The sequence below is a fragment of the Thiorhodospira sibirica ATCC 700588 genome, assembly GCF_000227725.2.
GTDB classification, from domain to species: Bacteria; Pseudomonadota; Gammaproteobacteria; order Ectothiorhodospirales; family Ectothiorhodospiraceae; genus Thiorhodospira; species Thiorhodospira sibirica.
In genome coordinates, this window is the sequence record NZ_MU255055.1 from 5,487 (window position 1) to 28,954 (window position 23,468).

General features: G+C 56.8%; 22 protein-coding genes, 1 tRNA gene and 1 CRISPR repeat array. Of the genes, 9 read left to right on the top strand and 14 right to left on the bottom strand.

Going from position 1 to position 23,468, the window contains the following annotated elements; all coding sequences use genetic code 11:
• Positions 1-422, bottom strand: a 422-nt coding sequence (locus THISIDRAFT_RS00060) for a helix-turn-helix domain-containing protein (protein ID WP_221913916.1), incomplete at its 3' end; no start/stop codon positions are given.
• Between the two features lie 18 nt (positions 423-440).
• Between THISIDRAFT_RS00060 and THISIDRAFT_RS00065 the strand changes: the two genes are divergently transcribed.
• Genes THISIDRAFT_RS00065 through cas2 form a run of 8 tightly spaced genes read left to right on the top strand, consistent with a single transcriptional unit; the run spans position 441 to position 8,432 of the window.
• A complete protein-coding gene (locus THISIDRAFT_RS00065) occupies positions 441-647 on the top strand; it encodes a CRISPR-associated endoribonuclease Cas6 (RefSeq protein ID WP_006788287.1) in 207 nt (68 codons plus the stop codon).
• The gene (locus tag THISIDRAFT_RS00070) at positions 644-3,502 is read left to right on the top strand and encodes a hypothetical protein (RefSeq protein ID WP_006788288.1); all 2,859 of its coding nucleotides are present in this window, start codon (positions 644-646) and stop codon (positions 3,500-3,502) included. Before THISIDRAFT_RS00065 ends, THISIDRAFT_RS00070 begins: the two co-directional genes overlap by 4 nt.
• 30 nt (positions 3,503-3,532) lie before the next feature.
• A complete protein-coding gene (locus THISIDRAFT_RS00075) occupies positions 3,533-4,531 on the top strand; it encodes a hypothetical protein (RefSeq protein ID WP_006788289.1) in 999 nt (332 codons plus the stop codon).
• 30 nt (positions 4,532-4,561) lie between these two features.
• Positions 4,562-5,188: a hypothetical protein gene (locus THISIDRAFT_RS00080; RefSeq protein WP_006788290.1), complete on the top strand. Its 627-nt coding sequence runs from the start codon at positions 4,562-4,564 to the stop codon at positions 5,186-5,188.
• Positions 5,179-7,158 (top strand): type I-D CRISPR-associated helicase Cas3', encoded by a 1,980-nt coding sequence (gene cas3, locus THISIDRAFT_RS00085; protein ID WP_006788291.1) that lies wholly within the window; start codon positions 5,179-5,181, stop codon positions 7,156-7,158. Before THISIDRAFT_RS00080 ends, cas3 begins: the two co-directional genes overlap by 10 nt.
• A 5-nt stretch (positions 7,159-7,163) precedes the next feature.
• Entirely contained in the window at positions 7,164-7,496 is a 333-nt protein-coding gene (locus THISIDRAFT_RS00090; RefSeq protein WP_006788292.1) for a Dna2/Cas4 domain-containing protein, read from the top strand.
• Positions 7,483-8,127, top strand: a complete 645-nt coding sequence (gene cas1 / locus THISIDRAFT_RS00095) for a CRISPR-associated endonuclease Cas1 (RefSeq protein WP_083824654.1) — start codon at positions 7,483-7,485, stop codon at positions 8,125-8,127. The genes THISIDRAFT_RS00090 and cas1 overlap by 14 nt, the downstream gene beginning before the upstream one ends.
• Positions 8,128-8,129: 2 nt before the next feature.
• Complete coding sequence (gene cas2, locus THISIDRAFT_RS00100) at positions 8,130-8,432, top strand: CRISPR-associated endonuclease Cas2 (RefSeq protein WP_006788294.1); 303 nt, start codon at positions 8,130-8,132, stop codon at positions 8,430-8,432.
• Positions 8,433-8,586: 154 nt separating this feature from the next.
• Positions 8,587-9,957: direct repeats of the CRISPR family, unit length 28 nt; unit sequence GTTACGAATCCCCATGAGGGGTTATGAG.
• A 266-nt stretch (positions 9,958-10,223) separates the two neighbouring features.
• Here the strand turns inward: cas2 and THISIDRAFT_RS00105 are convergent.
• The 13 genes from THISIDRAFT_RS00105 to THISIDRAFT_RS00160 all read right to left on the bottom strand — a co-directional run bounded on the left by THISIDRAFT_RS00105 (position 10,224) and on the right by THISIDRAFT_RS00160 (position 22,661).
• Positions 10,224-10,859: a Rha family transcriptional regulator gene (locus THISIDRAFT_RS00105; RefSeq protein WP_006788297.1), complete on the bottom strand. Its 636-nt coding sequence runs from the start codon at positions 10,857-10,859 to the stop codon at positions 10,224-10,226.
• Positions 10,831-10,992 carry a Rha family transcriptional regulator gene (locus THISIDRAFT_RS14540; RefSeq protein WP_006788298.1) on the bottom strand — a complete coding sequence of 54 codons (162 nt, stop codon included), beginning with the start codon at positions 10,990-10,992 and terminating at the stop codon, positions 10,831-10,833. The genes THISIDRAFT_RS00105 and THISIDRAFT_RS14540 overlap by 29 nt, the downstream gene beginning before the upstream one ends.
• Before the next feature lie 451 nt (positions 10,993-11,443).
• Positions 11,444-14,899: an ATP-binding protein gene (locus THISIDRAFT_RS00110; RefSeq protein ID WP_006788299.1), complete on the bottom strand. Its 3,456-nt coding sequence runs from the start codon at positions 14,897-14,899 to the stop codon at positions 11,444-11,446.
• A 75-nt stretch (positions 14,900-14,974) separates the two neighbouring features.
• Positions 14,975-15,397 (bottom strand): F0F1 ATP synthase subunit epsilon, encoded by a 423-nt coding sequence (locus THISIDRAFT_RS00115; RefSeq protein ID WP_006788300.1) that lies wholly within the window; start codon positions 15,395-15,397, stop codon positions 14,975-14,977.
• 15 nt (positions 15,398-15,412) lie between these two features.
• The gene (atpD, locus tag THISIDRAFT_RS00120) at positions 15,413-16,792 is read right to left on the bottom strand and encodes a F0F1 ATP synthase subunit beta (RefSeq protein ID WP_006788301.1); all 1,380 of its coding nucleotides are present in this window, start codon (positions 16,790-16,792) and stop codon (positions 15,413-15,415) included.
• A gap of 120 nt (positions 16,793-16,912) precedes the next feature.
• The gene (gene atpG / locus THISIDRAFT_RS00125) at positions 16,913-17,773 is read right to left on the bottom strand and encodes a F0F1 ATP synthase subunit gamma (RefSeq protein ID WP_006788302.1); all 861 of its coding nucleotides are present in this window, start codon (positions 17,771-17,773) and stop codon (positions 16,913-16,915) included.
• Between the two features lie 12 nt (positions 17,774-17,785).
• The gene (atpA, locus tag THISIDRAFT_RS00130; RefSeq protein ID WP_006788303.1) at positions 17,786-19,327 is read right to left on the bottom strand and encodes a F0F1 ATP synthase subunit alpha; all 1,542 of its coding nucleotides are present in this window, start codon (positions 19,325-19,327) and stop codon (positions 17,786-17,788) included.
• A 13-nt stretch (positions 19,328-19,340) separates the two neighbouring features.
• On the bottom strand, positions 19,341-20,003 hold the full coding sequence (locus THISIDRAFT_RS00135) for a F0F1 ATP synthase subunit delta (protein ID WP_006788304.1): 663 nt from the start codon (positions 20,001-20,003) through the stop codon (positions 19,341-19,343).
• Positions 20,004-20,014: 11 nt separating this feature from the next.
• On the bottom strand, positions 20,015-20,485 hold the full coding sequence (locus tag THISIDRAFT_RS00140) for a F0F1 ATP synthase subunit B (protein WP_006788305.1): 471 nt from the start codon (positions 20,483-20,485) through the stop codon (positions 20,015-20,017).
• A 61-nt stretch (positions 20,486-20,546) separates the two neighbouring features.
• Entirely contained in the window at positions 20,547-20,816 is a 270-nt protein-coding gene (gene atpE, locus THISIDRAFT_RS00145) for a F0F1 ATP synthase subunit C (RefSeq protein WP_006788306.1), read from the bottom strand.
• 114 nt (positions 20,817-20,930) lie between these two features.
• Positions 20,931-21,698, bottom strand: coding sequence for a F0F1 ATP synthase subunit A (gene atpB, locus THISIDRAFT_RS00150; RefSeq protein WP_006788307.1), 768 nt, complete (start codon positions 21,696-21,698; stop codon positions 20,931-20,933).
• Between the two features lie 13 nt (positions 21,699-21,711).
• Positions 21,712-22,095, bottom strand: coding sequence for an ATP synthase subunit I (locus tag THISIDRAFT_RS00155; protein WP_006788308.1), 384 nt, complete (start codon positions 22,093-22,095; stop codon positions 21,712-21,714).
• A 489-nt stretch (positions 22,096-22,584) separates the two neighbouring features.
• Positions 22,585-22,661 (bottom strand) — tRNA-Ile (locus tag THISIDRAFT_RS00160).
• 265 nt (positions 22,662-22,926) lie between these two features.
• Between THISIDRAFT_RS00160 and THISIDRAFT_RS00165 the strand changes: the two genes are divergently transcribed.
• On the top strand, positions 22,927-23,433 hold the full coding sequence (locus tag THISIDRAFT_RS00165; RefSeq protein ID WP_221913917.1) for a helix-turn-helix domain-containing protein: 507 nt from the start codon (positions 22,927-22,929) through the stop codon (positions 23,431-23,433).
• Positions 23,434-23,468 lie beyond the last annotated feature (35 nt).

Sequence of the window (23,468 nt, forward strand, 5' to 3'; positions counted from 1 at the left end):
TTGTTTCTTTGGCGTTTGCACTGTGAATCCCCACGCTTGAGGTATTCACCCACCGAACGAATCGGCATCCGCAACCCGGTCTCCTGCCTGATCAACTCCTGTACCGCTTCTCGCGACCACAAGGCATAGGGCATTTCCAGTTGATCAGGCGTGTGCTCCCTTAGCAGTGCTTGCAGATCGGCTTCTTCATCCGGTGCCAGCTGTCTACCAGAACCCAGACGGCGACCTCGTTGTTGGCGAAGCAACGACTCCACGCCTCCTGCGCGATACTTTGCCAACCAGCGGCCTACCGTCTGATAATGAACGCCCAGCTGTTCTGCAATCTCGCGCTGACTCAAGCCGCTCTCGGAAAGACGAACCGCCGTCTTGCGCTTCTCTTCCTGCGCCGCAGGGTGTAGGGTTCTGGCATCATCTTTTTTCATGCATCAAATCATAGCACAATGTGGATCTATTTGGTTGCCGGGTTAATAGTACCACAAAAAGGCTTTGCTCACGGCAAAATCAGCTTCGTGATTGGCCTTGCAGCACCGCTGTTGCTGGAAGGTAGCGTAGAGGATTTGCGCTTTGCCTGGTATGCCGGCGTCGGGGAAAAAAATCGCAACGGCTTTGGTTGCCTTGGATTACTTGAAGCAGGAGTTGGCCGATGAACGACACACTCAGCGTTAAGCAGCGGGCTTGTGCTGCCGTGGAAAACGTCTATGCACGGTTTATGGCCGAGGTGATCGAGCAGGGCGTATTTGCCGACCGTCTGGGTGAGGCCAGTGAGCTGCTAAAAAAGCGCCTGGCCCAGGGGACACACATCGATTCGCGCCATGTGCGCTTGATGCTGCTCAGCGGAAAAGGCGGCTGGGATTCTGACCCAGAGCGTGCGGCGCGTTATGCCAAAAATCGTAACGTCACCCTGCTTGATCACCTGCTATCTGTTGCCCGGGGCGCAATGCTGTTGGCCGCACTGGATTGGTTACTGCAAAACCCGGACATGGATGAAACCCTGCTACTGCGTCAGCTCGCCATGCTGGCCGCACTGGGGATATTGCACGATCTGGACAAAGATCAACAGCTCGTGCGCGACCAGGCTATCCCGCTGCAAGCCATTGCCCAGGCCCTGCAACGCTATCGTCTGGACAGCTTTCTGGCACACTACGCCATCAGGCTAGGTCCGGAGCAAGTGCGTTATCTGATCGTCAAGGTAGAAGGGACTCAGGCGCATCGGCACCCAGACACCCCCGCCCCGCGTGAAATGGAGTTTTTACCGGCGTATGTTGCCCTGGCAGACAAGCTCGACGGCATCTGGCTTAAGACCGATCCTAGCGAAGGTGGCCTCAACGGCGTAATACAGCGTCTGCGCAGCGACCAAACCCTGAGCAGCGTCACCTTGCGCGACTGGTACGTCATCGATATCTATGACCCACACCATCCTTTCTTACTGGATGAACTGCAACGCTGGCTATCGTATTTCAGCAAGCGTTTAGGCGGTATACCGCCGCTAATTGAGCAGCATCAGGATGGTCGCCTGTTTATGCTGATACCCGATGCCGCTGCCGCAGACATCATCCGCCAAGCCAGCGTGCGCCTGGTCAAGAGCTTACCCTTTGGGCTGGAAATGACCGTATCGGTGCGTGGCTTGCCACAATTACATGGCCTGGCGGTGAGTTATGTTGATCTGGATGCCTTTGTCCGCGACACCGCCAAATCCGATGATCTGGCCAAGCTCTTTGCCATCAAGGCCGATCAAAAAGCCGTTATAAGCGATGCGCTGGATGCCTTGCTGGAAAACACCGCCCTTAGCGTGCAGTGGCCGACCAAAAATACCGGGCTGATTAGCCCCTTTAGCAAGCCGGATACGCTCCGCCAAGAAGCGATCTTTAGCGATGCCGCGCTGCTGGCGTTGTTACTGCATCTCAAGGTCGATCTACCGCGCAAATCCACGATTCCTGACAGTGAAACCCGCGAGGCCCAATTACTCGCACAGCTTGAAACAGCCCGCCCAGCATGGCTTGAGGCCATGGATGATGGTTTCTCCCGACGCTCCATGACGGCGCTGTGGGTGAGCGTGTTGGGTGCTGAGTCTGGAGATTGCTATCAAGCCATCTGGGGAGAGACTGGCCTGCTACAGCAATGGCTGGAAGGCAATGAAACCCATCCGGGCCTGGCCAGTGGTATTCAGGGCAAGGGCACCGAGGTCAATGCCGCCGTGCAATTACATGTGCAACAACTGCTGGGCAAGCAGCGCGTAGCCCCGCCAGATGAAAGCGGCCACGGGCGCTGCCTGTTTACCAATGCCCCGGTGGCGCTCAGCGACAGCATCGACAGCACCAGTGGCCTCTATGAGGTGAAAAAATCTGCCTTCTCGGGCCGTGACGGCCGCCCGGAAAGCCTGCTCAATGAAACCGGACACACCAACGTCAGCGCCGTTTCACTGGCCGAGCACAAACTGCGCAAACACGTACACGAGTTACAGGGTGGCAAAGCCGAGGGGATTCCTGCCCTGATTTCCACGCCCACCACCAGCGGCCTGTTTGGCGGCCTGTCATTGCAAGACGAGCGCGGTTTTCAGGCAATGTCGCTGTATGACCTAAGTCGCAATGAGATCAAAAAAGGGCGGGTACTCAGAGGCACGGAAGCGCTGCGCGGACGTTACCGCATCGCCCGTCTGGAAGCCATTCCCAGCACCACCGCCAAACAGGTCGAGCAGCTGCGCATGTTTTTGCAGGCAGCACTACGTCTGGGGCGACCGGTGCATATCTTTCGTGGCCTGCCTACCGCCCAGCCGGCCTTTTTTTATAGCGATGCCTTGCCGCCTTTGCTGGTCAACCTGCTGGGTGGCCAGGCCCTGCGACTGGAACAAATCCCCACAGCTATCACCGAGCTTGAATTAGCCCACACCCTGCTGGATACCCCCGGCTTGGGCTATGAGGTCTTGCGCCTCTACGCCAGCCCACAAACACGCCTGGGCGGTATTGCCCTGGCCTGGTGTGTACTGCACGACCGTGACCATAAAACACGCCACGTCCTGCAAAGCCTGCAATCCCGTTTTCATGACGCCACAAAGGAGCTGATATCCATGTCCCATCACGATGCCCCATTAATTCGCCTTGCCCAGGCCGCTGCCGAAATTCAGCGCTATGTCAATCCCAGCGCCGCCATCGGCCGCCAGCTAATGGTCTTCAAACTGGGGTTTGAGGCCCTGGAAAGTGCCCGCGCCAGCGGGATTAACGATCGCGACTCGCTGATCAACGGCGCGGCCGGGGAAATTCAACTCAATCTGGAGCGCCGCGACGAGCAGGCCAAGCGCGGGGCACCGCTGGTTGAAGGTTGCCTGCAGGTGGCCACCATCCTCGTCGATGAGATCTGGCTAGGCTTGTGCAAAGGGCGCAGCCCCACTCAACGCCAGCGCCGCATCATGAGCAGCATCTACCGCATGACCCTGCTGCAAAGCTATCGCCAGCGTTATGCCGAAAATAGCGAAGCGGCAAAAGAAACCGAAACCCGCGCCGTTTAATCCCTCGTCCATCATAAAAGGAGCAACCACATGCACAGCATTCACCCCTACCTGGGACAGCTTGACCAGCTCACCACCGAAAGCAGCGACGGCAAAGACACCTACATACACCCGGCCCTGAAAAATCTCGGCGCGGTGAGTCTGGTGCTCATTCGCGAGGCCATTGCCCCGGTGATTTTCCGCAACGCCGAGCAGGAAATCACCGACATCGACATCGACGGCGAAGCCTTTGTGCGCGCCGTGCCCAACAAATTCAAATACCCGGAAAAAAGCCGAGGACTGCAACTATTGCGCGCCTACGGCGTTGGCGGACGGATGCCTCAAAACAAAAGCGTATTTCGTCCCAAGCAGCCCATCTCTGAGGTTTACGACCTCAATACCCTGGTCTTTGGTGATTCCAGCACCCAAGACAAGCGCGTATTGCCGGTCAAAGCCGCCGTGAGCTATTCAGACGGGCTGAGCCTGCAACCCAAATATCAATGCGTCGATGAAAGCTTTCACAATCGCGCCATGGAAGACGGCACCCTGTTTGATGCCGCAGACAAAAAAAATTCAGACAACCTGTTCAGCCGCCACTTCGTCAAACCCGGCACCCTGCTGGTACAGGTACTCTCAACCCGAGGGCGCCTGCTACCGCCGGAAGGGCTGGATCATCTGCTACTCAGCGTCGGACTGGCGGGAACCTATGGCGGCCAAACCTCTGTCACCGGCACCAATCTCAGCACCCATTTCGTGGGTTTTTACGCCGGGCGCTTTGAGCGGGCCTCCACTTCACCGTATCAATTAGTACGCCACTGCCGCCAGCACGGTGTTGACCTGACAGACCATAAAGCCCTCACCCAGGCCCTGCATCAACATCTGGCCGCCGATCATGAAGCCAACATCCCGCCCGAGGCTACTCAGGACTATGTTGCGCAGCTCATCGCACGCTTTGAAGCCAATGACGAGGCCCTGGCCCGTCAATACCAAACCACCGCCAAAGCGACGGCCGGATTATTCGATAACTGGTTTGGCACCGGTAAAAAATAACCCGTCACCCACGCGATAAGGAGCCAGACCATGCAAGCGATTCCGCTCAAGGCGACCACACTCACCCCCTTTGCCTATCACAGCCTCGCCATCCAAAGCGGCACGGCCACCCTGCCGGAACTGATCAGCGACACCGCCATCAGCTTCGGACTGGCGGCCAGCCTGGGCATGATGGCAGCGCGGGTTGCCCTGCCCCGGCGCGACTACCTGCGTGATCTGCGCGCCATGCCCTACCGTAGCGCCGTGTTTACCACCGCCCACCCGGAACTGTTAGCGCCGCTGGTGCGCCGCCTCAACCTCGACGCCGAGGCCGGATTGCAAAAAAAAGTGCAAGACGTTGCCTACAAAGGCAATCTGAAAGAATTTTTTCAGATCCAGGAAGTCCCGGAAGGCCAAGTGTTTCACGGCGCGCTGTTTGGTCTGGACCCTTTTCAACACACCGGCGAGGCCGAACTCATCATCCGCATAGGCTTGCACCGCTACGGCATGGTGCGTTTAGAACCCGCGCCTGAAGTCACCACAGTCCGTCTTAATGCAGCCACCGCGCACCTGTTTGCGCGGACCCTGCCCGTCGAACGCTATGCCCTCTACAACCTGCAACTGACCGAAACAAAATTCCTGGACGAAGCCGCCGCCGAGGTCGCCCAATGGACATAACCATCGCCCGTCACTGCGTCAACCAAGGCCCCGATGGCCTCTCGCCGCTACAACACGAACTGCTCCACCACCCGGCGCCCATACGCATCGCCGCAGCGCCCACCGGTGCCGGCAAAAGCTACGCATTTCAGCGCGCCGTATTAGCCGATGAACGGGTTTTTTTCATGGTGCCCACCCGCCGCCTGGCGCAAAATCTGCTGCGCGCCATGCTCGATGACCTCAGCAACCGCCCCGGCAGCGCAGTCGCCCAGGCACAACGCAAAGTCGCCCTCTGGACCTCTGACGCCAGCGCCAGCCTGCGCGCCGAAGGTATCCAGGTCGGGCCACATCGGATACGCCAACTCAGCAGCCTCGACCCCACCACCGCCACCAGCGGCGAACTTATCGTCGCCGTCCCGGAAACCCTATCCCACCTCCTCATCAGCCGCTATCTGACAAAGGGCCAATCCAGCGACGGCATCTTCGACCTGCTCAACAGTTTTGAGCACATCGTCTTCGATGAATTTCACACCATCGAACCACGCGGCTTTGGCCTTGCCGCCGTCATTGCCCGCATCGCTGCCAGCGAAAACGTCCGCGCCAAAATCAGCTTCCTGTCCGCAACCCCGCTGGCCATTCGCCCGGTGCTGGAAAAACTCGGCTGCCCCGCAGACAGCATCATCGAACTGGAAGAAAGCGTCAGTGCAGACGGTGATCGCGCCGTGCATGGCGACGTCACCCTCAGCCTGCAAGATAGCCCAAGCCTGGCCGACATGCTCGCCACACAACAGGCACACATCACCCAGGAAATCCAGGCAGGCCGACAAGTCGTCGTCATCTACAACGCCCTGATCGACCTGCAACACCAAATCCCCCAACTGGAACGGCTGATCGAACAGCAGGGCATCCAACCCGAGCGCGTGCTCCTGATCAACAGCATCGACGACAGCCGCGACACGCAGGCCAGCCACACCCGCTTCACCACCGGGCGCCAACACGACCCGCAAAGCTATGACATCCTCCTGGCCACCGCCAGCGTCGAAATGGGCGTCACCTTCAACGCCAACCTCCTCTTCATGGAACCCGGCTTCTCCCCGCTCAACTTCCTGCAACGCTATGGCCGCGCCGCCCGCCGCGACCAACCCGGCTCAGTACAGGTACGCCTGGCGGCCAACATGCTCGACAAAAACGACTGGCTGCGCAAACTCCACCAGTGGATCAAAAACCACCACGGCAGCACCCGCACCATTCAGGAACTCACCCACATCCTCACCAGCGCCACCCAGCAACGCTTTGCTGCCCAGCCCGAAGGCCGTCACAACACTTTTGGCACACTGCCCAACCGCGCCGCGTACAGCAGCGGCCTATACTGGCTCGCCCTGCTACAACACCCCAGCAACCAAGGACAGCGCCGTCAACGCCTGCAAGCCCTGCTCCCCGCCCCGGCCAAAACCATACGCGCCCTGCTGGCACAGGTGCGCACCCTGACCCAGGACCGCGAATTTGCAGACACCGCCAACGCCTGGTGTCGCGGCTTTGAAGCACACGCCCTGACCCTGCGCGACATCGACCGCCGCATCCGCATCCGCATCGGTGCCCGGCAAACCTTCTATGTCGGCAACACCTGGCTGTGCCGCCATACCGACCTGGCCGGCTACCCGCTGCTCATCGCCGAAGATGGCGAAGAAGAAATTCGCCTGCCGGAAGACCACGCCCTCCCAGACCACCTGCAAGCGCGCAGCACATACATCAAACCCACCCGCACGGTCTTATTCCCGCACACCCCCTACACCGCGCAGCTGGTGGATGATCCCGACCTGCCCCGCCAATGGTGTCAGGAACTGCGCAACAGCAAAGGCGTAGAAAGCATGGCCTGGGAGCTATACCCCGACGCCCTCGCCGCCGCCGAAAAACTCACCCTGCTCACCGGACTGGTGGTTTCCTTAAATGAAGAATCCACCAGTCCGGACGCTGTATCCATGACAATCTAAACATCATGACACCCTTTGCTTGGCAACACACCCAGGCGTTCTTAACCAAAGTAGAACGGCTTGATCTGCACGGGCTGCATTTTCAACATGTGGCCCTGTGTGAACGCAGAGCTTGGATGTATCTGCATCACATTAACTTCGCACAATGGCATGAACGGGTTGCTGTAGGAACCATAAAACACCTCAACAGCTACCAACGAGATGTCTCTATCCGAGGATTGCAAGGCCTTGCACCAGACCGTATCGACTGGGAACAATGCATTGTCTATGAAAACAAAGGCAGCGGAGGTGCTAAAGAAGCCGTAGACGATCAAATCGCTTTCTATGCCCTATCATAATATGCGTGCAAACCTGCGCTATTATCACTACAGAGGATGCAAATTTTTAAGTAAAAATATTTTATCTATGGAAAAGCTTGAGCAAAAAATTGGAAATTCCGAAAACTGTGAGCAGTTAATGGGGATTGAATGGAATATACATCAATACTACTATGAAGGATGGAAAAATATTGACACTGCTCTTGATTTTGGCAAACGAGTACGTCGCCCACCCAATAACCCCGTAAACTGCTTGATTTCATTTTTAAATCAGATGACTTACGCCATAGTTCGGCATGAGCTTTTTAAAACACATCTAGATGAAAACTTTAGTTTTTTACATGCTGTTACCAATGGTCGGTCATCACTTAGTCTGGATATCTCTGAAACTTTCAAGCCTATTTTAGCAGATCAACTCATTTTTCGTTTATATCGTAAAAATATAGTTACAGAAAACTGGTTTAATCAATATGAGGGTATTTGCTTGCTGAGTGAAACTGGACGACGCCATGTTGTTGAGCACTTTGCGCAACGGCTTGAAGAGCGTTATAGCGAGCGTAGTTATCGAGAATGGATTTATCGAGAATGTCTGGCGCTTGAAAGGCATGTTCTTGGTATTGATGAATATCAATCATTTAAACGGAGAGTTTGAGCATGTTTGCGATTATTATGTATGATGTTGAAGCCAAACGAACCAATAAGTTTAAAAAATTACTACGAAGGTATTTGCAACACACACAATACTCTGTATTTTGCGGCGATATCAGTGAATCCAAACTCCTTGCATTGCGTAAAGAGCTTTCTGACTTAATGAACGACGAAGATCGTGTCGTTGAAATTCTGACGGCCAACCGGCACAACATTGAAATCAGTCGGCTCTTAAAAAGCACTAGCGGGAAAGGGCCTTTACAGCGACAGGCACACAACGAACACCGTCAGGACTTCTCTGTTTTATAAAAATGCACGAATTGCTCAAAGCAGTTGCTTTTACAAGCTTCGATGCCAAATAATGCGCAAAGCCTGGGGCATTGAAGTCGCTCATACAAGGTTTTGGGCTATTTCGTGTTGGTTTTACACCGAATGGATGCACAAATATGCCTATGGATAAGGGGTTACGAATCCCCATGAGGGGTTATGAGAGTCTTGGGCGGGCGCATCAGCGGGGCGGCTGAAGTGTTACGAATCCCCATGAGGGGTTATGAGGCTTGCGCGCCTATAGGGCAGCTAAGCCTAAACATCGTTACGAATCCCCATGAGGGGTTATGAGGTTATCATGTTGATGTTGAGCGCGGGTTTGTACGGAGTTACGAATCCCCATGAGGGGTTATGAGAACTGGAGGGGTATTTGATCCCGAGGGCACTGGCGGTTACGAATCCCCATGAGGGGTTATGAGCCGGCAAGTTTGCGGTTGAGCGCGTGCGACACATACGGTTACGAATCCCCATGAGGGGTTATGAGGCTTCCGCGCCTATAGGGCAGCTAAGCCTACACATCGTTACGAATCCCCATGAGGGGTTATGAGTCATCGAAGCGGACGAAATCCGAGTATGCGACCCGGTTACGAATCCCCATGAGGGGTTATGAGATCCTTAAATACCGCTATCACGTCCAGGCAGCCTGGGTTACGAATCCCCATGAGGGGTTATGAGTCATCGAAGCGGACGAAATCCGAGTATGCGACCCGGTTACGAATCCCCATGAGGGGTTATGAGTTCGGGACCGAAGGTCTTCCGAAGGTCTTCCGAAGGGTTACGAATCCCCATGAGGGGTTATGAGGATCGCTCTATCAGCGCGTCCTTTGTTTCTAGCAGGTTACGAATCCCCATGAGGGGTTATGAGGCTGCGCGCCTATAGGGCAGCTAAGCCTACACATCCGTTACGAATCCCCATGAGGGGTTATGAGGTTTCATTCTGGGGTGCCTGCCGGGTTCCCGGATTTGTTACGAATCCCCATGAGGGGTTATGAGTTTGGTGTAAAATCAAAGACCGAAAGCCCTTTCCCCCGTTACGAATCCCCATGAGGGGTTATGAGCTGCTGGAAGCGGAAAATCACCGCCGCCCCGGCCTGGTTACGAATCCCCATGAGGGGTTATGAGGACCTGATGCGCTACTTGTGCCGTCTAGTCACCCCACGTTACGAATCCCCATGAGGGGTTATGAGAGTCCGAGGTGTTGATGACCGTGAGGCGCTTGCCGTGTTACGAATCCCCATGAGGGGTTATGAGACGCGCACCACCTGAACCCCTTGACACTCCCGTGCCGTTACGAATCCCCATGAGGGGTTATGAGAGTGCCCGTCGGCACGTTGGCCGTCACCGTCCATCAGTTACGAATCCCCATGAGGGGTTATGAGCTCACCAAGCACTCCGGCACCTAGTCTCGCACCCGGTTACGAATCCCCATGAGGGGTTATGAGACATCGACATCACCACCTCCCCTGCTGTCACGAACAGGTTACGAATCCCCATGAGGGGTTATGAGCCATGAGGAGTTATGAATTCGGCAAAAAGAGGGAAGTTTTGACGTGGCGGCACCTTCCAGGTGCCGCTTTTTTTGCGGCATCAAGATGATGCCGCCACAACGCAAGATGCATTCGCCACACGCAGCATCTGGAAGATGCCGCCACGGGGAGCGCCGAGTTGCACTCGGCGGGTCGGGACAAGGGTTTAAAAATCAGCCGAGTACAACTCGGCGATCCAGATAACCACCCCCGGTGCACAGCTGGTGCTCCGCGCTCCCAGGTTTTTTTAACGCAAATACCCGCTAATCCTTCGCAATAACTCCGGAAACTGCACGGCGTAGTACAGCGGTTGGTTGCGCTGGTTTCTGCCATAACACAAACCTTCACCGACCAATTGCTTGACCCGTTTTAAACCCCGTGGGGTTTCGCGGCGGATGTCTTGTAACCAGCCTAAACGCACCAAGGCCCGGTTGACTACTTGTACGCTGTGGCGTTGCTGGTGACGCCTTAGCAGGGTGCTTAAGGTCGCTAATTCGCGTCCGGCGGGGGGTGGGGGTGGAGCTTGTGTCTGTAAAAAGGCGGCATCTTCGCCCAGACTGCGCACGGCTTGTTCAATCAGTTGCCGCTTGGTGGTGTCGTTAAGCGAGAGATGATCCAGACAGAGGTTTAAGGCGGTGAGGCGGATGTAAGCGCGGATGAAGTCAGGGCTGTGCAGCGGGTCGGGGTCTGGCGGGGTGGTATAACGCGGCTGGGCCTGGCCGCTTTCCAGTTCGTACCAGCGATCAATCACCGCCGCCCGGCGTTTGATGTCGTAGCCGGTGATGAGGATTTCCGTATGACGGCGGTCGAGATGATACCCGGCAAGGCGTTTGGTCTGTGGGCAATACTCAGGGCTAATGCCTTGAATTTCTTGATAACCCAAATTTGGGGAGCTGCTCCAGCATCACCCGAATATCACGCATGATATTGTCATGGCGTTTACCGGTCAGTGCGGCAATTTCCCGCGAGGACAGGCTTAAGGTGTGCAATGGCGCACAGGCAGAATATATGGACATGGCTACTCACCTTATCTAGTTTAAGGTTGCCCCTGTATGAGGGCGGTCGGGAGGCTAGAAACCGTGAGTAGCTCGGCGGACTGATTTCCCTTGCGGGTGTTGTATTCGTCCCCTCCCGACCCTAGACAAATGACAAAGGCACACGCAAACAGTGCGCCTTGGGTATTCGGGCACAAAAAAACCACGGCTGACAGGCGTGGGAACCGCTACTCGCGGAGTTTCTAGGCTCCTGAAAGGCACTCTAAAACCCCGGCGCAGGCTTGTCAACACTCGTTTGCAGCGATATCTGGAAGGTGCTGCCACGGGGAGCGCCGAGTTTTACTCGGCGGGTCGGGACAAGGAGTTAAAAATCAGCCGAGTACCACTCGGCGCTCCAGATGACCACCCCGGCGCTACGCGCCACCCCTCCTTGAAAAGGAGGGGAGTTTTTGACGTGGCGGCGGTGATGGGTTTAGTCGAGATTTAATAGGCGGTATTGTTTGGCGGAAAGGTGTTTTTCTGCCAGGGCGCAGAGGTGTTGGTGGTGGGTAAATAATATGACCTGGCGCTGGGTGGCGAAGTCTGCCAGGGCCTGTAGCATACAGGCGGCGCGGGTGTCGTCGGCGGTGATCAGGACATCATCGAGTACCAGCGGTGGCGGGTCGTCGCGTTGTTCCAGGGCGGCCAGGCGCAGGGCGAGGTAGAGTTGGTCGCGGGTGCCTTCGCTCATGCCGTCTACGCCCAGGGTTGTCTGATCGCTGCGTTGTGCCAGCAATACCGGTTGGCTGGCGTCTTCGCTGGCAAAGAGTCGTGGGTAACGGCCTTCGGTCATTTGCGCAAAATAGGCTGAGGCACGGGCCAGCATCGGTGCCTGGACGCGCTGGCGGAATTGTTTGATGGCCTGGTTGAGCAAGGCATGGGCCAGTCGCAGGCGCATCCAGGGGTAGGCGGCGTGGCGGTAGTGTGCCAGGGCGGCCTCGATGCCTTCCCGGGCCTGGGCGGCGGCGTCTGAGGTGTCGATGGCATCCAGGGCCTGGCGGGTGCGCTCTTGTGCGTCGCGGGCCGCTTGCAGGGCCTGTTCGCGGTTTTCCAGTTCTGTCTGAAGCGCGTCAAGGCGTTGTTTCAAGCTGTCCAGGTCATGCGTGGCCAAGGCTTGGCGCAGTGCTTCCAGTGGTTGCTGGGTGGCCTGGGCCAGTTGCTCGGAGACGTGCTGTAATGCGTGCTGACAGGCGTATTTGTGTGCGGCTTGCTGTTCCAGCGCGGGCAGGGCGTGCAGGCTGTCTACTCCGGCCTGTTCGCAGAGCTGGTTTAGCTGGGTCTGATAGCCTTGCTGTTCTGTGGCGAGCTGTTCCAGGCGGAGTGTCAGCTTGCGCTGTTGCTGCTGGAGGCTTTGCTGTTGTTGTGCATGGCTTTGCGTCTGGCGCAGGCGCGGCAGCAGGCCCTGTACCATGACCTCAATATCGGCGAGGTCTTGTAAGGGTTCAGCCACGGCGACCGCCAGGCTTTGTACCCGTTGTGCGTAGCTCTCCAGGCTGGCGTGTTGCTGGGCCTGTTGCAAACGCAGCTGGTGCAGTGTCTGCTGCTGGCTGTGTAACTGCGCCAGCTCGGTGCGGCGGGCCTGCAGCATCGCGGGACTGGCGTGTGCCGGTAGATGCAGACGGTGATACCACGGGGCGAGGGCCTCATCCAGACGGCGCTGTTCGGCACACAGGGCCTGATACTGTGCCTCGCGCTGGGCGTGTTCTGCTTGCTGGCGCTGGGCCTGGGCCTGCTGGGCCTGATGCGTGGCTAAGGCGGCGGTGAGCTGTTTGTCCATCTGGCGGGCCTGTTCTACCAGGGCGGGTAGTCCGGCCTCCAGCGGGATTGCGCCGACATCGCGCAGGGCGTCGGCCAATGCCTGATGTTGCGCTGTGAGTATCTGCTGATGTTCGCGCAGGGCGTTGTGCAGCTGTTGTTGCTCATGGGCCAGACTCAGCAGCGCCTGGCAGTGTTGCTGCCAGCCTCGCAGTTCTGCTGGGGCCAGGGGCGGTAATCCTTGGCTTTCCAGATCTTCGCGCCACTGGCGATGTGTGCGCTCGATCTCGTCGGCAAGGGTTTGCTGTGTCTGCAGGAGGCTGTCATGCTGGCTTTGCAAATCGCTCAGGCGCGCTTGCGTGGTGGCAAAGGTCGCCGCCCGTTCGGCATCGGCCCGCAGCAGATCGGCCTGACGATCACACACGCTGATCGCCTGTTCCAGGTCGTTGAGCTGCGTCGGCGTGGCTTGCGGGTAGTGTGCGCGCAGCTGCTGCCACAGGGTATCGCGATGTTGGCGGCTGGCGCGCAGGCTGGCGGCCGTAATGATCTCGCCAACCGCCTGTAGCCCGTGCAGCTGCGCTTCGAGGGTACGCTTTTGTTGTTCAAGGCGTTGCTGCTCGGCCTGCAGTTGCTGCTGTTGTTGCGCCTGGCTGGTCATGTGCTGTTCTGCGCTATCCAGCGCCGCTTCTGTCAATAAGCGCAGCTCGGCGAGCTGTTCCAGGGTATAGCTGCCCAGCGCCGGGATACCGCTTTGCAGGGTTTGCTGCAGTTGGTTTAGGCGGGTTTCGCGCTGTTGCTGGCTGTCTTGCAGTGCCAGCATGGCCTGGGCAGCCTGGAGTTGCTGGCTGAGGGTCTGACAGGCGGCGCTGTCGGGCAGGGCGGGCGCACGGGTCAGTGCCTCCTGTAGCTGGGCCTGCTCTGTACTCAGGCGTGTCTTGAGTTCGTGCAGACGTTCTGCGGTATGGCGGCTGGCGCTGAGGGTTTCGTCTAAGTGTTGTGCTTCTACCGCCGTGGGGTGTGCGGCTAACAAGTTCGCCAGGGTGGCATCCGCATCAATGCGCTGCTGCTGTTGCGCCAGTTCTGCTTCCAGGGCGTGCAGCGCCAAAGCCTGTTGTGCCGCCTGGAGGCGTCCCTGCAGATAGCCTTCCAGGCCATGCGCCAGTGTTTCAATAGCCTCGGCATGAGGCAGCAGGGATGTCTCAATGTGCAGGCTGGCCAGCGTCTCGCGGATCTGGGCCCGTTCGGCCTGATGCTCCTGGCTACGCTGCTGGGCCTGCGCCAGCTGCGCTTGCAGGGTCAGGCGCTGTTCCTTGGCTTCCGGGGGCAGCGCGGGGATCTCTGCCAGCTTGGCTAATTCAGCCTGCAGGCGGTCATGGTCGAGCAATAACGGCGCCACGGTGCGCAATTCGCTTAAAGCGCGTTCCTCGGCACGCAGTTGCCCGATGGCCTGCTGACATTGCTGCAAGACATCACAGGCATTTTCATGGGCGCGTTTGAGCTGCTGCCATGCAGAGGGGCGGATTTCTGCCTCGCGCAGGCGGCGCTGGTGTTCTTTTAAAGCCTTGCCGGCCTGCGCCAAAACGGCTTTGCTGGAACGTGGGCTAAACAGTGCCCGCGCCTCGCTATCCAGATTCTCCAGTAAAGGGCTAACCCCTTGCAGTCCTGCGCTGGCGGCAAACAAGGCACTGCCTAGCTCTCCATCGCCGCGCAGTAATTCCCGGCCACCTTCGCGCAGCCGGGCGGAATCCAGGCCAAACATCAGGGCGAAAGCCTCGCGATTGAGGCCCCCTTGCAAGGCGGATTCTTCGGCAAACGTGGCGGGAGTAAGGTCTTGGGGGGTATCGGGGGAAAAACAAAACAGGCTGTTTTTTTGCGCCTTGCGACGCAGCAAGCCCTGCGGCTGGTTCTGGGGGTTAAGAAATACCCCGGCAATGCAGAGCGCTTTATAAGAATGCAGGAAATTGTCCTGGGTGCGGGCAGGGATGCCAAAGCGCAGATCCAGCATGGCGCGCAGTGCGGCGGATTTTCCCGCCTCATTCGGGCCATACACCAGATTCAGCCGATCCCGCTCAAATTTCAGGATTTGAGCGGTGAAGGGCCCAAAAGCCTCAAGCCTGAGCTCAATTAACCGCATATCGCGACGTTCCTTGCATGACGGGCGCCGTAACCGGGCGCCCGTTGTATAGCTGCCTGATGCGCCTGGACGGGCTTACTTGATATTTTTGCGCAGCTTTTGAATCATGCGCAGACGGGCAGCGGCCTCAATCAGCTCAGCCTGTGCCCTGGCATAATCAAAGCCAGCTTTACGCTCTGCCAGGGCCTCTTCGGCACGACGCTTGGTTTCCAAAACCTCAGCCTCATCCAGATCACTGGCGCGTATGGCCGTATCTGCCAGGATGGTCACCACATGCGGCTGTACTTCCAGGATGCCACCGGAGACAAACACGTTATGCTCTTCGGTGTCACTGGTTTTCACCCGTACCTCACCGGGCTTAAGCAGTGAGATGTATTGCGCATGACGGGGCAGAATCCCCACCTCGCCATGCTCTGCGGGGGCGATCACCATCTGCGCGGTACCCGAATAAATCGACTCCTCGGCGCTGACGATATCGACATGAAAGGTCATGGCCATAATGCCAATCCTCGCTTACTTGAGTTTGGATGCCTTCTCGACGGCTTCATCAATGGTGCCGACCATATAAAATGCCTGCTCGGGCAGGTGGTCGTATTCACCATTCACAATGCCCTGGAAACCACGGATGGTTTCTTTAAATGGCACGAATTTGCCTGGCGCACCGGTAAAGACCTCGGCGACAAAGAAGGGCTGCGACAAGAAGCGCTGAATCTTGCGCGCACGGGCCACGATGAGCTTGTCGTCTTCGGACAACTCATCCATCCCCAAAATGGCGATGATGTCTTTGAGTTCTTTGTAGCGTTGCAGGGTGTTTTGCACCGCACGGGCGGTGTTGTAATGCTCATGCCCGATGACCAGCGGGTCCAGCTGACGGCTGGTGGAGTCCAGCGGATCTACCGCAGGATAGATACCCAGCTCGGCGATCTGACGCGACAGCACCACGGTGGCGTCCAGGTGAGCAAAGGTGGTGGCCGGAGAGGGGTCAGTCAGGTCGTCTGCAGGTACGTACACGGCCTGGATGGAGGTGATGGAACCCTTCTTGGTGGAGGTGATGCGTTCTTGCAGTACACCCATTTCCTCGGCCAGGGTCGGCTGATAACCTACCGCAGAGGGCATACGGCCCAACAGTGCGGACACTTCCGTACCGGCCAGGGTGTAACGGTAGATGTTGTCGATGAACATCAGCACGTCACGGCCTTCGTCACGGAAGTATTCGGCCATAGTCAGACCGGTCAGGGCCACGCGCAGACGGTTGCCCGGCGGCTCGTTCATCTGGCCGTAGACCAGCGCTACCTTGTCGAGCACGTTGGAGTCTTTCATTTCGTGGTAGAAGTCGTTCCCTTCACGGGTACGCTCACCCACACCGGCGAACACCGAATAGCCGGAGTGCTCGATGGCGATGTTGCGGATCAGCTCCATCATGTTGACGGTTTTGCCCACGCCGGCGCCGCCGAACAGGCCCACCTTGCCGCCCTTGGCGAAGGGGCACAGCAGGTCAATCACCTTGATGCCGGTTTCCAGCAGCTCGGTGGAGCCTGCCTGCTCTTCGTAGCTTGGCGCCGGACGGTGAATTTCCCAGCGTTCTTCGGTTTGCACCGGGCCCTGGTTGTCAATAGCCGTGCCGAGCACATCCATGATGCGCCCCAGCGTACCCTTACCCACTGGCACAGAAATCGGGCTGCCGGTGTTGCTGACGCTAATGCCACGACGCAGACCATCACTGGAGCCCATCGCAATGGTGCGCACCACGCCATCACCCAGCTGTTGCTGGACTTCCAGGGTCAGGCCCATTTCCTCAACGTGCAGGGCATCATAAACCCTTGGCACGGCGTCGCGTGGAAATTCCACGTCCACCACGGCCCCAATCACTTCAACAATGTTACCAACACTCATCTTGATTCCTCGAAATATAAAGCTTGATTCGTTTGCAACCGTTTTGCCTTTGTAGGATACCGCAAGGGGAGCATACGCCCCCCTTTGCACGTTCACGGAATCCTTGCCGCCGGGGGTTGATCAAACCGCCGCAGCGCCGCCGACGATCTCGGAAATTTCCTGGGTAATCGCCGCCTGACGGGCCTTGTTGTAAACCAATTGCAGCTCGTCGATCAGTTCACCGGCATTATCCGAGGCAGATTTCATCGCGACCATGCGCGAGGCCATCTCACAGGCCACATTCTCGACCACCCCTTGATAGATCACCGATTCCACATAGCGCGTCAGCAGGGTATCCAGCACCGGCACGGTGTCGGGCTCGTAGATATAGTCCCAGTGATGCTTGAGGGTATCCTCTTGACTTGGCGGCAAAGGCAACAGTGTGGTAACACGCGGCTTTTGCGTCATGGTGTTGACAAACTCGTTTTCGACCAGAAACAGGCGATCGATACGCCCCTCGTCGTAGGCATCCAACATCACCTTGATGGATCCGATGATGTCATTGAGGCGTGGCTTGTCACCCAAATGGCCAACATTTGCCACCACATTGCCGCCCAAACGCTTGAAAAATCCCATGGCCTTGTTGCCGATCAGGCACAGATCAATCTCGACATTGCGACCTTGCCACTCGCGCATGGTGGCGACGGTTTTTTTGAACAGATTGATGTTCAGACCGCCGCACAGGCCGCGATCGGTGGAGATCACAATGATCCCCACCCGCTTGGCTTCACGCGCTTCCAGATAAGGATGGCGATACTCGGCTTGCGCCATGGCCACATGCCCAATCACCTGCCGGATCTTTTGTGCATACGGGCGGGTTGCCAGCATACGATCCTGGGCCTTGCGCATCTTGCTCGCAGCCACCATTTCCATGGCCTTGGTGATTTTTTGCGTATTCTTGATGCTTTTGATCTGGTTGCGAATCTCTTTTGCGCCTGCCATAAAGAACCTCGCTTACCAGGTGTGGTTGGCCTTGAATTCATCCAAGGCGGCGCGCATGCCGCTTTCGATGTCGCTGTTGTAATCGCCAGACTCGTTGATCTTGGCCAGCAGCTCCGCTTTGGCTGAGCGCAAGAAATCCATCAGGGCGCGTTCAAAATCCACCACTTTCTTGACGTCCACATCATCAAGATAGCCTTCATTGGCGGCAAACAGTGAAAAAGCCATTTCGGCCACCGACATCGGCGAATACTGATCCTGTTTCATCAGCTCCATGACGCGCTGACCACGCTCCAGCTGCTTGCGGGTGAATTCGTCAAGGTCTGAGGCAAACTGCGAAAATGCCGCCAGTTCACGATACTGCGCCAGTGCCAGACGCACGCCACCGCCGAGCTTTTTGATGATCTTGGTCTGCGCGGCCCCCCCCACACGCGACACCGACAGACCGGCGTTAATCGCCGGGCGGATGCCTGAGTTGAAGAGGTCGGTTTCCAGGAAAATCTGGCCGTCGGTGATGGAGATCACGTTGGTGGGAACGAAGGCAGATACGTCACCGGCCTGCGTTTCAATGATGGGTAATGCCGTCAGTGAACCGGTCTTGCCTTTGACTTCACCGTTGGTGAAGGCTTCCACATATTCGGCATTGACGCGGGAGGCGCGCTCCAGCAAACGAGAGTGCAGGTAGAACACGTCACCCGGATAGGCTTCGCGGCCCGGCGGACGACGCAACAACAAGGAAACCTGACGGTAGGCCCAGGCCTGCTTGGTCAGATCGTCATAGATGATCAGGGCATCTTCACCGCGATCACGGAAATATTCACCCATCGCACAACCGGCATACGGTGCAATATATTGCATTGCCGCCGAGGTTGAGGCGGTTGCGGCAACGACGATGGTGTGATCCATCGCGCCGCTTTCTTCCAGTTTGCGCACCACATTGGCAATCGACGAGGCCTTTTGCCCTACGGCGACATAGATACACTTAATGCCGGTGCCTTTCTGGTTGATAATCGCATCCACGGCCACCGCTGTTTTACCGGTCTGGCGGTCGCCGATGATCAGCTCACGCTGGCCGCGCCCAATCGGCACCATCGCGTCAATGGATTTAAGCCCGGTTTGTACCGGCTGATCAACGGATTGACGCTCAATGACCCCCGGCGCGATTTTTTCAATCGGGGAGCTGAGCTGGGTTTCGATAGGGCCTTTGCCATCAATCGGATTGCCGAGTGAATCGACCACACGCCCCAGCAGTTGAGGACCAACCGGCACCTCCAGAATGCGCCCGGTGCAGCGTACCGTATCGCCCTCGCGCAGGTGCTTGTAATCCCCCAGGACCACCGCACCTACGGAATCGCGTTCCAGGTTCAGGGCCAGGCCAAAGGTATTGCCGGGAAATTCAATCATTTCCCCTTGCATGACATCATTAAGACCGTGCAAACGGCAGATGCCATCGGTCACACTCACCACCGTGCCTTCAGTACGGGCCTCGGCGTGAGCTTCATAATTTTGAATACGCTGTTTAATCAGCTCGCTGATTTCAGTCGGATTGAGTTGCATAATTCAGATCCTGTTAACGGCTCAAAGTGGAGGCTAAACGATCCAATTGCCCGCGCACCGAGCCATCGATGACGAGGTCCCCGGCGCGAATAATGGCACCGCCGATGAGATTTTTGTCGATAGAGCAAACCAAATCGACCTCACGCCCTAAACGGGCCTTCAGTGCCTCGGCAATCGCAGTTTGCTGCACCTTGGTCACTGCCTTGCCGCTGATCAGTTCGGCCTGAATCCGGCCCTCGGCATCCGCCCGCAAGACTTCATACAGGGCGGTGATTTCCGGAATCAAGGGCAGACGGCCATAATCGGCCAGCAGATGAATCAGGTTAATCGCCTGCGCATCGAGATTGGCCGCAGAAGTGCTAACCTCAGGCTCAGAACTGTCCTCGGTGGGTGCGTGCTCATCGGCAGCGTCTGCCGCTGTTGTATCAGGCTTGGCTTTGGCTTTGCGTTGAGCGGTCGGCTTGGGGGTGTAAGACTGACAGACATCAATCAACACCTCGGCCGCCTGCACCCGCGTCAGGCGCGGATTGAGCAGCCACGCCGCCATCTGGGGATCAGCCACCACCGCCGAGATCAGCCCAAGCTGCACAGACCACGGCGCAAGCCGGTCCTCGCGGCGAGCGATTTCAAAAACCGCGCGTGCATAAGGTCGTGCCAGTGTAGTGAATTCAGACATGGATACACCCTCTAAATTTGGGTGATCAGGTCGTCAATCACCTTGGCATGCGCTTTGGCATCGACTTCCTTTTTAAGGATGCGCTCTGCGCCACGAACCGCGATATCACCGACCTGCTGGCGCAAATGCTCGCGGGCGCGGTTCAATTCCTGCTCAACTTCAGCGCGTGCCGAGGCCTTGATCCGCTCGCCTTCCTGATGTGCGGTGTCTTTGGAGGCATCGACGATCTCGTTGGCCCGTTTTTGCGCCAGCACAATAATGTCATTAGCTTGCTGCTTGGCTTCCTGCAAAAGCTTTTTCGCCCGCTCTTCTGCGAGCTCTTGCTCATGCTTGCCGCGTTCAGCCGCAGCCAGGCCATCGGCGATCTTTTTCTGACGCTCCTGCATGGCCTTGATGATGGGTGGCCACACATACTTCATGGTGACCCACACCAGAAGGCCAAATGTGATCATCTGACCAAGCAGCGTGAGATTGATATTCACGTGGCGTCCCCCCGTGGTAACGATTCAAATCGGAAAATGGAAAGACACATCCGCCTTTGCATCAGACCGACAGGGCGCCCATGAAGGGGTTGGCGAAGGTGAAAAACAGTGCCAGACCGACACCGATCATGGTCACGGCGTCCAACAGACCGGCAACGATAAACATCTTGACCTGCAGCATCGGCACCATTTCTGGCTGGCGAGCGGCACCTTCGAGGAAACGACCACCCAGCAGACCAAAACCAATCGCGGTACCCAGCGCACCCATGCCCAGAATCAGACCTACAGCAATCGCGGTCATGCCCTGAATATTAGCAATAGCAAGTTCCATAATTCCTCCAAAACAGGTTAAAAACTAAAGGTTTTGTTGTCAAAAACAACGGGCTTTAATCAACCTGCCCAGCCCATGAATAAAGCCAGGCAGGCCAATGAAACAGCTCAGGCATCAATGATCTTCATGTGCCATGCTCAGATAAACAATGGTCAACACCATGAAAATGAAGGCCTGCAGGGTAATGATCAATAATTTGAACAAAGACCAGGGGAGCCCCAGGGACCACTGAATCCACCAGGGTAACAAGGCAATCAGGGTAAAGATCAGGCCGCCGGCATACATGTTACCGAAAAGACGCAAAGACAGTGAGACTGGCTTGGCGATCTCCTCAACCACCTTGAGAATGAAATTAAAGGGGATAAACCACTTGCCGAAGGGTTGCAGTAACAGCTCTTTGGAAAAGCCGACCGCACCTTTGATCTTGATGCTATAGAAGATAATCAGGAAAAACACCGCCAGGGACATGCCGAAGGTGGCATTGATATCCGAGGTCGGATTGATACGCAGATATTCAACGCCAATGGCGTGCGCCAGATACGGGAACAGGTCATAGGGCAAAAGCTTGACGATGTTCATCAGAAAAATCCAGACAAACAAGGTCAGCGCCAGCGGAGCAATCAGCGCACTGCGCCCGTGGAAAGAGTCTTTGACCTGCTTGTCCACAAACTCCACTAAAATCTCGGTAAAGTTTTGCAAGCCACCCGGAACGCCGACGGTTACTTTGGACGCGGCGCGGATGAACAAAAATAAAAACAGGCCGCCCAATAACAGGGAAAACAACATGGTGTCCACATGGATAGCCCAAAAGCCCTCGCCGACAGTCCAGTGCCCCAAATGATGCTTGATATATTCTCCAGCGGTCAGATTCTCTGCTGCCATGTGTTTCACTCACTTAAACGGATTGGTTAGTGCCCGAAAGGGCTGGCAGCAAGGCCAGCCAGAATGCCATAAGACTTACGATATAGGTCAAAAACATGGGCAGGAACAGCACCTCAAGCCAGACAATCGCGACCAGGAATAACACCACGGTCAAAGCGATCTTTTGCACCTCGGCCACATAAAAACTGCGGGCCACCGCCTTGGCTGATTTGCTTTCCACACCCAGAAAAACACGCCAGGCAAAAAAGCCTGTCGTTAATAATGCGATTCCACCGCCGACGAGCGCCGACCAGGCACTGGCAGGCGTTGCCAACCATGAGGTCAGCAAAAATGCTGCGCAAATGATAGCTAGCTGCAATCCAAGAACTACTTTTGTTGCCCGGTTAAACATGGCCATCAGGGAAATGCCTCTGAATGCGTCGTTCTTGGTCTATGAACGTTCCACGCCCAAGCGCCCAATCCCCAAGAGATTTACCGTTAGCGCGTGGCTTGAGGTGCATCGCCTTAGCGGTCGTGAAAGCCGCGTTCTTTCCTGCGTAGGCGCTTTTGCCAAACCGGGGTATGCACAGACACCATCTATAGCAGATAACGATGCAAAATAATCACGCGGCGCTGCGACTCGCCTCAATAGCAGGCCGGGATTATAAGAGTATGTTGATAATAGGGTCAAACTTAGCGCACAAAATTTTATGGCATTTTATCGCGCCAGAACGCCTATCGCATCGGTCAAAAGCTTACAAGCCTTTGATTTAAAAAATAAAGTCACAAAAACTTCTGGCGCATCAACAACAGCGTATTCTTGCAGCATATCAGACACACCCTGCACCATGGCACAAAAAAAGCCCACAGAACTGGGCTTTTGCAAAAACAGGGATAAAACAATAAATGGTGGGCCCAGCAGGACTTGAACCTGCGACCAGCCGATTATGAGTCGGATGCTCTGACCAACTGAGCTATAGGCCCATAGACAGGGGGGGCACGCCTGGCTAAGCAAAATCTTGAATCGCTTGCATAAAACAGAAAGGCGCTGCGCTTTTACGCGGTCTTTGCAGGCATTCCCAAACAACCCCCTCCGAATCGGTGGCCATCATAAACCAAAGCAGCAGAGTCGACAACTGAGACACGCATTCTTGTTAGCCCAAAGCAGTAATGTCCCCTTCGTCCAATTCTAAAATGTCCCCTTTATATTTAAGCGGGAGGGGCACGCATGACGAAGGAGCACATTACGATGAGTCACAAAGAAATTGACCGACTAGAGATGATTCAGGCGGTGGCGAACAAGCATCTGCGGCAGGCCGAGGCGGCCCAGCGCCTGGGGTTGAGCGTGCGCCAGGTCAAGCGCCTGGTTCGCCGCTATCGTGAGCATGGGGCGACAGGGCTACGCAGTGGCCACCGTGGCCGACGTCCCAATAACGCCATTGCCGAGACAGTACGCCAGGAGGTGCTCGCCTTGGTCAAGACGCACTACACCGACTTTGGCCCCACCCTGGCCTGCGAAAAGCTGGCCGAGCGCCATGGTCATCATCTCTCGGTCGAGACCCTGCGCCAGTGGATGGTGGCCGATGGGCTATGGCAGCCCAAGCAACGCAAGCAAGCCCGCATTCATCAGCGCCGTCCGCGCCGCCCCTGCCTGGGGGAGCTCATTCAAATCGACGGCTCGCCCCATGACTGGTTTGAGGTGCGCGGCCGCGCTGTACCCTCATGGTGTTCATCGACGACGCCACAGGGCGCCTGATGGCCCTGCGCTTCGTGCCCGCCGAAACCACCCAG

Bases quoted from the DNA above. Each gene is read 5' to 3' on its own strand.
- THISIDRAFT_RS00065 (WP_006788287.1), top strand. From the start codon at position 441: ATGTGGATCTATTTGGTTGCCGGGTTAATAGTACCACAAAAAGGCTTT.
- THISIDRAFT_RS00070 (WP_006788288.1), top strand. From the start codon at position 644: ATGAACGACACACTCAGCGTTAAGCAGCGGGCTTGTGCTGCCGTGGAA.
- THISIDRAFT_RS00075 (WP_006788289.1), top strand. From the start codon at position 3,533: ATGCACAGCATTCACCCCTACCTGGGACAGCTTGACCAGCTCACCACC.
- THISIDRAFT_RS00080 (WP_006788290.1), top strand. From the start codon at position 4,562: ATGCAAGCGATTCCGCTCAAGGCGACCACACTCACCCCCTTTGCCTAT.
- cas3 (WP_006788291.1), top strand. From the start codon at position 5,179: ATGGACATAACCATCGCCCGTCACTGCGTCAACCAAGGCCCCGATGGC.
- THISIDRAFT_RS00090 (WP_006788292.1), top strand. From the start codon at position 7,164: ATGACACCCTTTGCTTGGCAACACACCCAGGCGTTCTTAACCAAAGTA.
- cas1 (WP_083824654.1), top strand. From the start codon at position 7,483: ATGCCCTATCATAATATGCGTGCAAACCTGCGCTATTATCACTACAGA.
- cas2 (WP_006788294.1), top strand. From the start codon at position 8,130: ATGTTTGCGATTATTATGTATGATGTTGAAGCCAAACGAACCAATAAG.
- THISIDRAFT_RS14540 (WP_006788298.1), bottom strand. From the start codon at position 10,992: ATGTCCATATATTCTGCCTGTGCGCCATTGCACACCTTAAGCCTGTCC.
- THISIDRAFT_RS00110 (WP_006788299.1), bottom strand. From the start codon at position 14,899: ATGCGGTTAATTGAGCTCAGGCTTGAGGCTTTTGGGCCCTTCACCGCT.
- THISIDRAFT_RS00115 (WP_006788300.1), bottom strand. From the start codon at position 15,397: ATGGCCATGACCTTTCATGTCGATATCGTCAGCGCCGAGGAGTCGATT.
- atpD (WP_006788301.1), bottom strand. From the start codon at position 16,792: ATGAGTGTTGGTAACATTGTTGAAGTGATTGGGGCCGTGGTGGACGTG.
- atpG (WP_006788302.1), bottom strand. From the start codon at position 17,773: ATGGCAGGCGCAAAAGAGATTCGCAACCAGATCAAAAGCATCAAGAAT.
- atpA (WP_006788303.1), bottom strand. From the start codon at position 19,327: ATGCAACTCAATCCGACTGAAATCAGCGAGCTGATTAAACAGCGTATT.
- THISIDRAFT_RS00135 (WP_006788304.1), bottom strand. From the start codon at position 20,003: ATGTCTGAATTCACTACACTGGCACGACCTTATGCACGCGCGGTTTTT.
- atpE (WP_006788306.1), bottom strand. From the start codon at position 20,816: ATGGAACTTGCTATTGCTAATATTCAGGGCATGACCGCGATTGCTGTA.
- atpB (WP_006788307.1), bottom strand. From the start codon at position 21,698: ATGGCAGCAGAGAATCTGACCGCTGGAGAATATATCAAGCATCATTTG.
- THISIDRAFT_RS00155 (WP_006788308.1), bottom strand. From the start codon at position 22,095: ATGGCCATGTTTAACCGGGCAACAAAAGTAGTTCTTGGATTGCAGCTA.
- THISIDRAFT_RS00165 (WP_221913917.1), top strand. From the start codon at position 22,927: ATGAGTCACAAAGAAATTGACCGACTAGAGATGATTCAGGCGGTGGCG.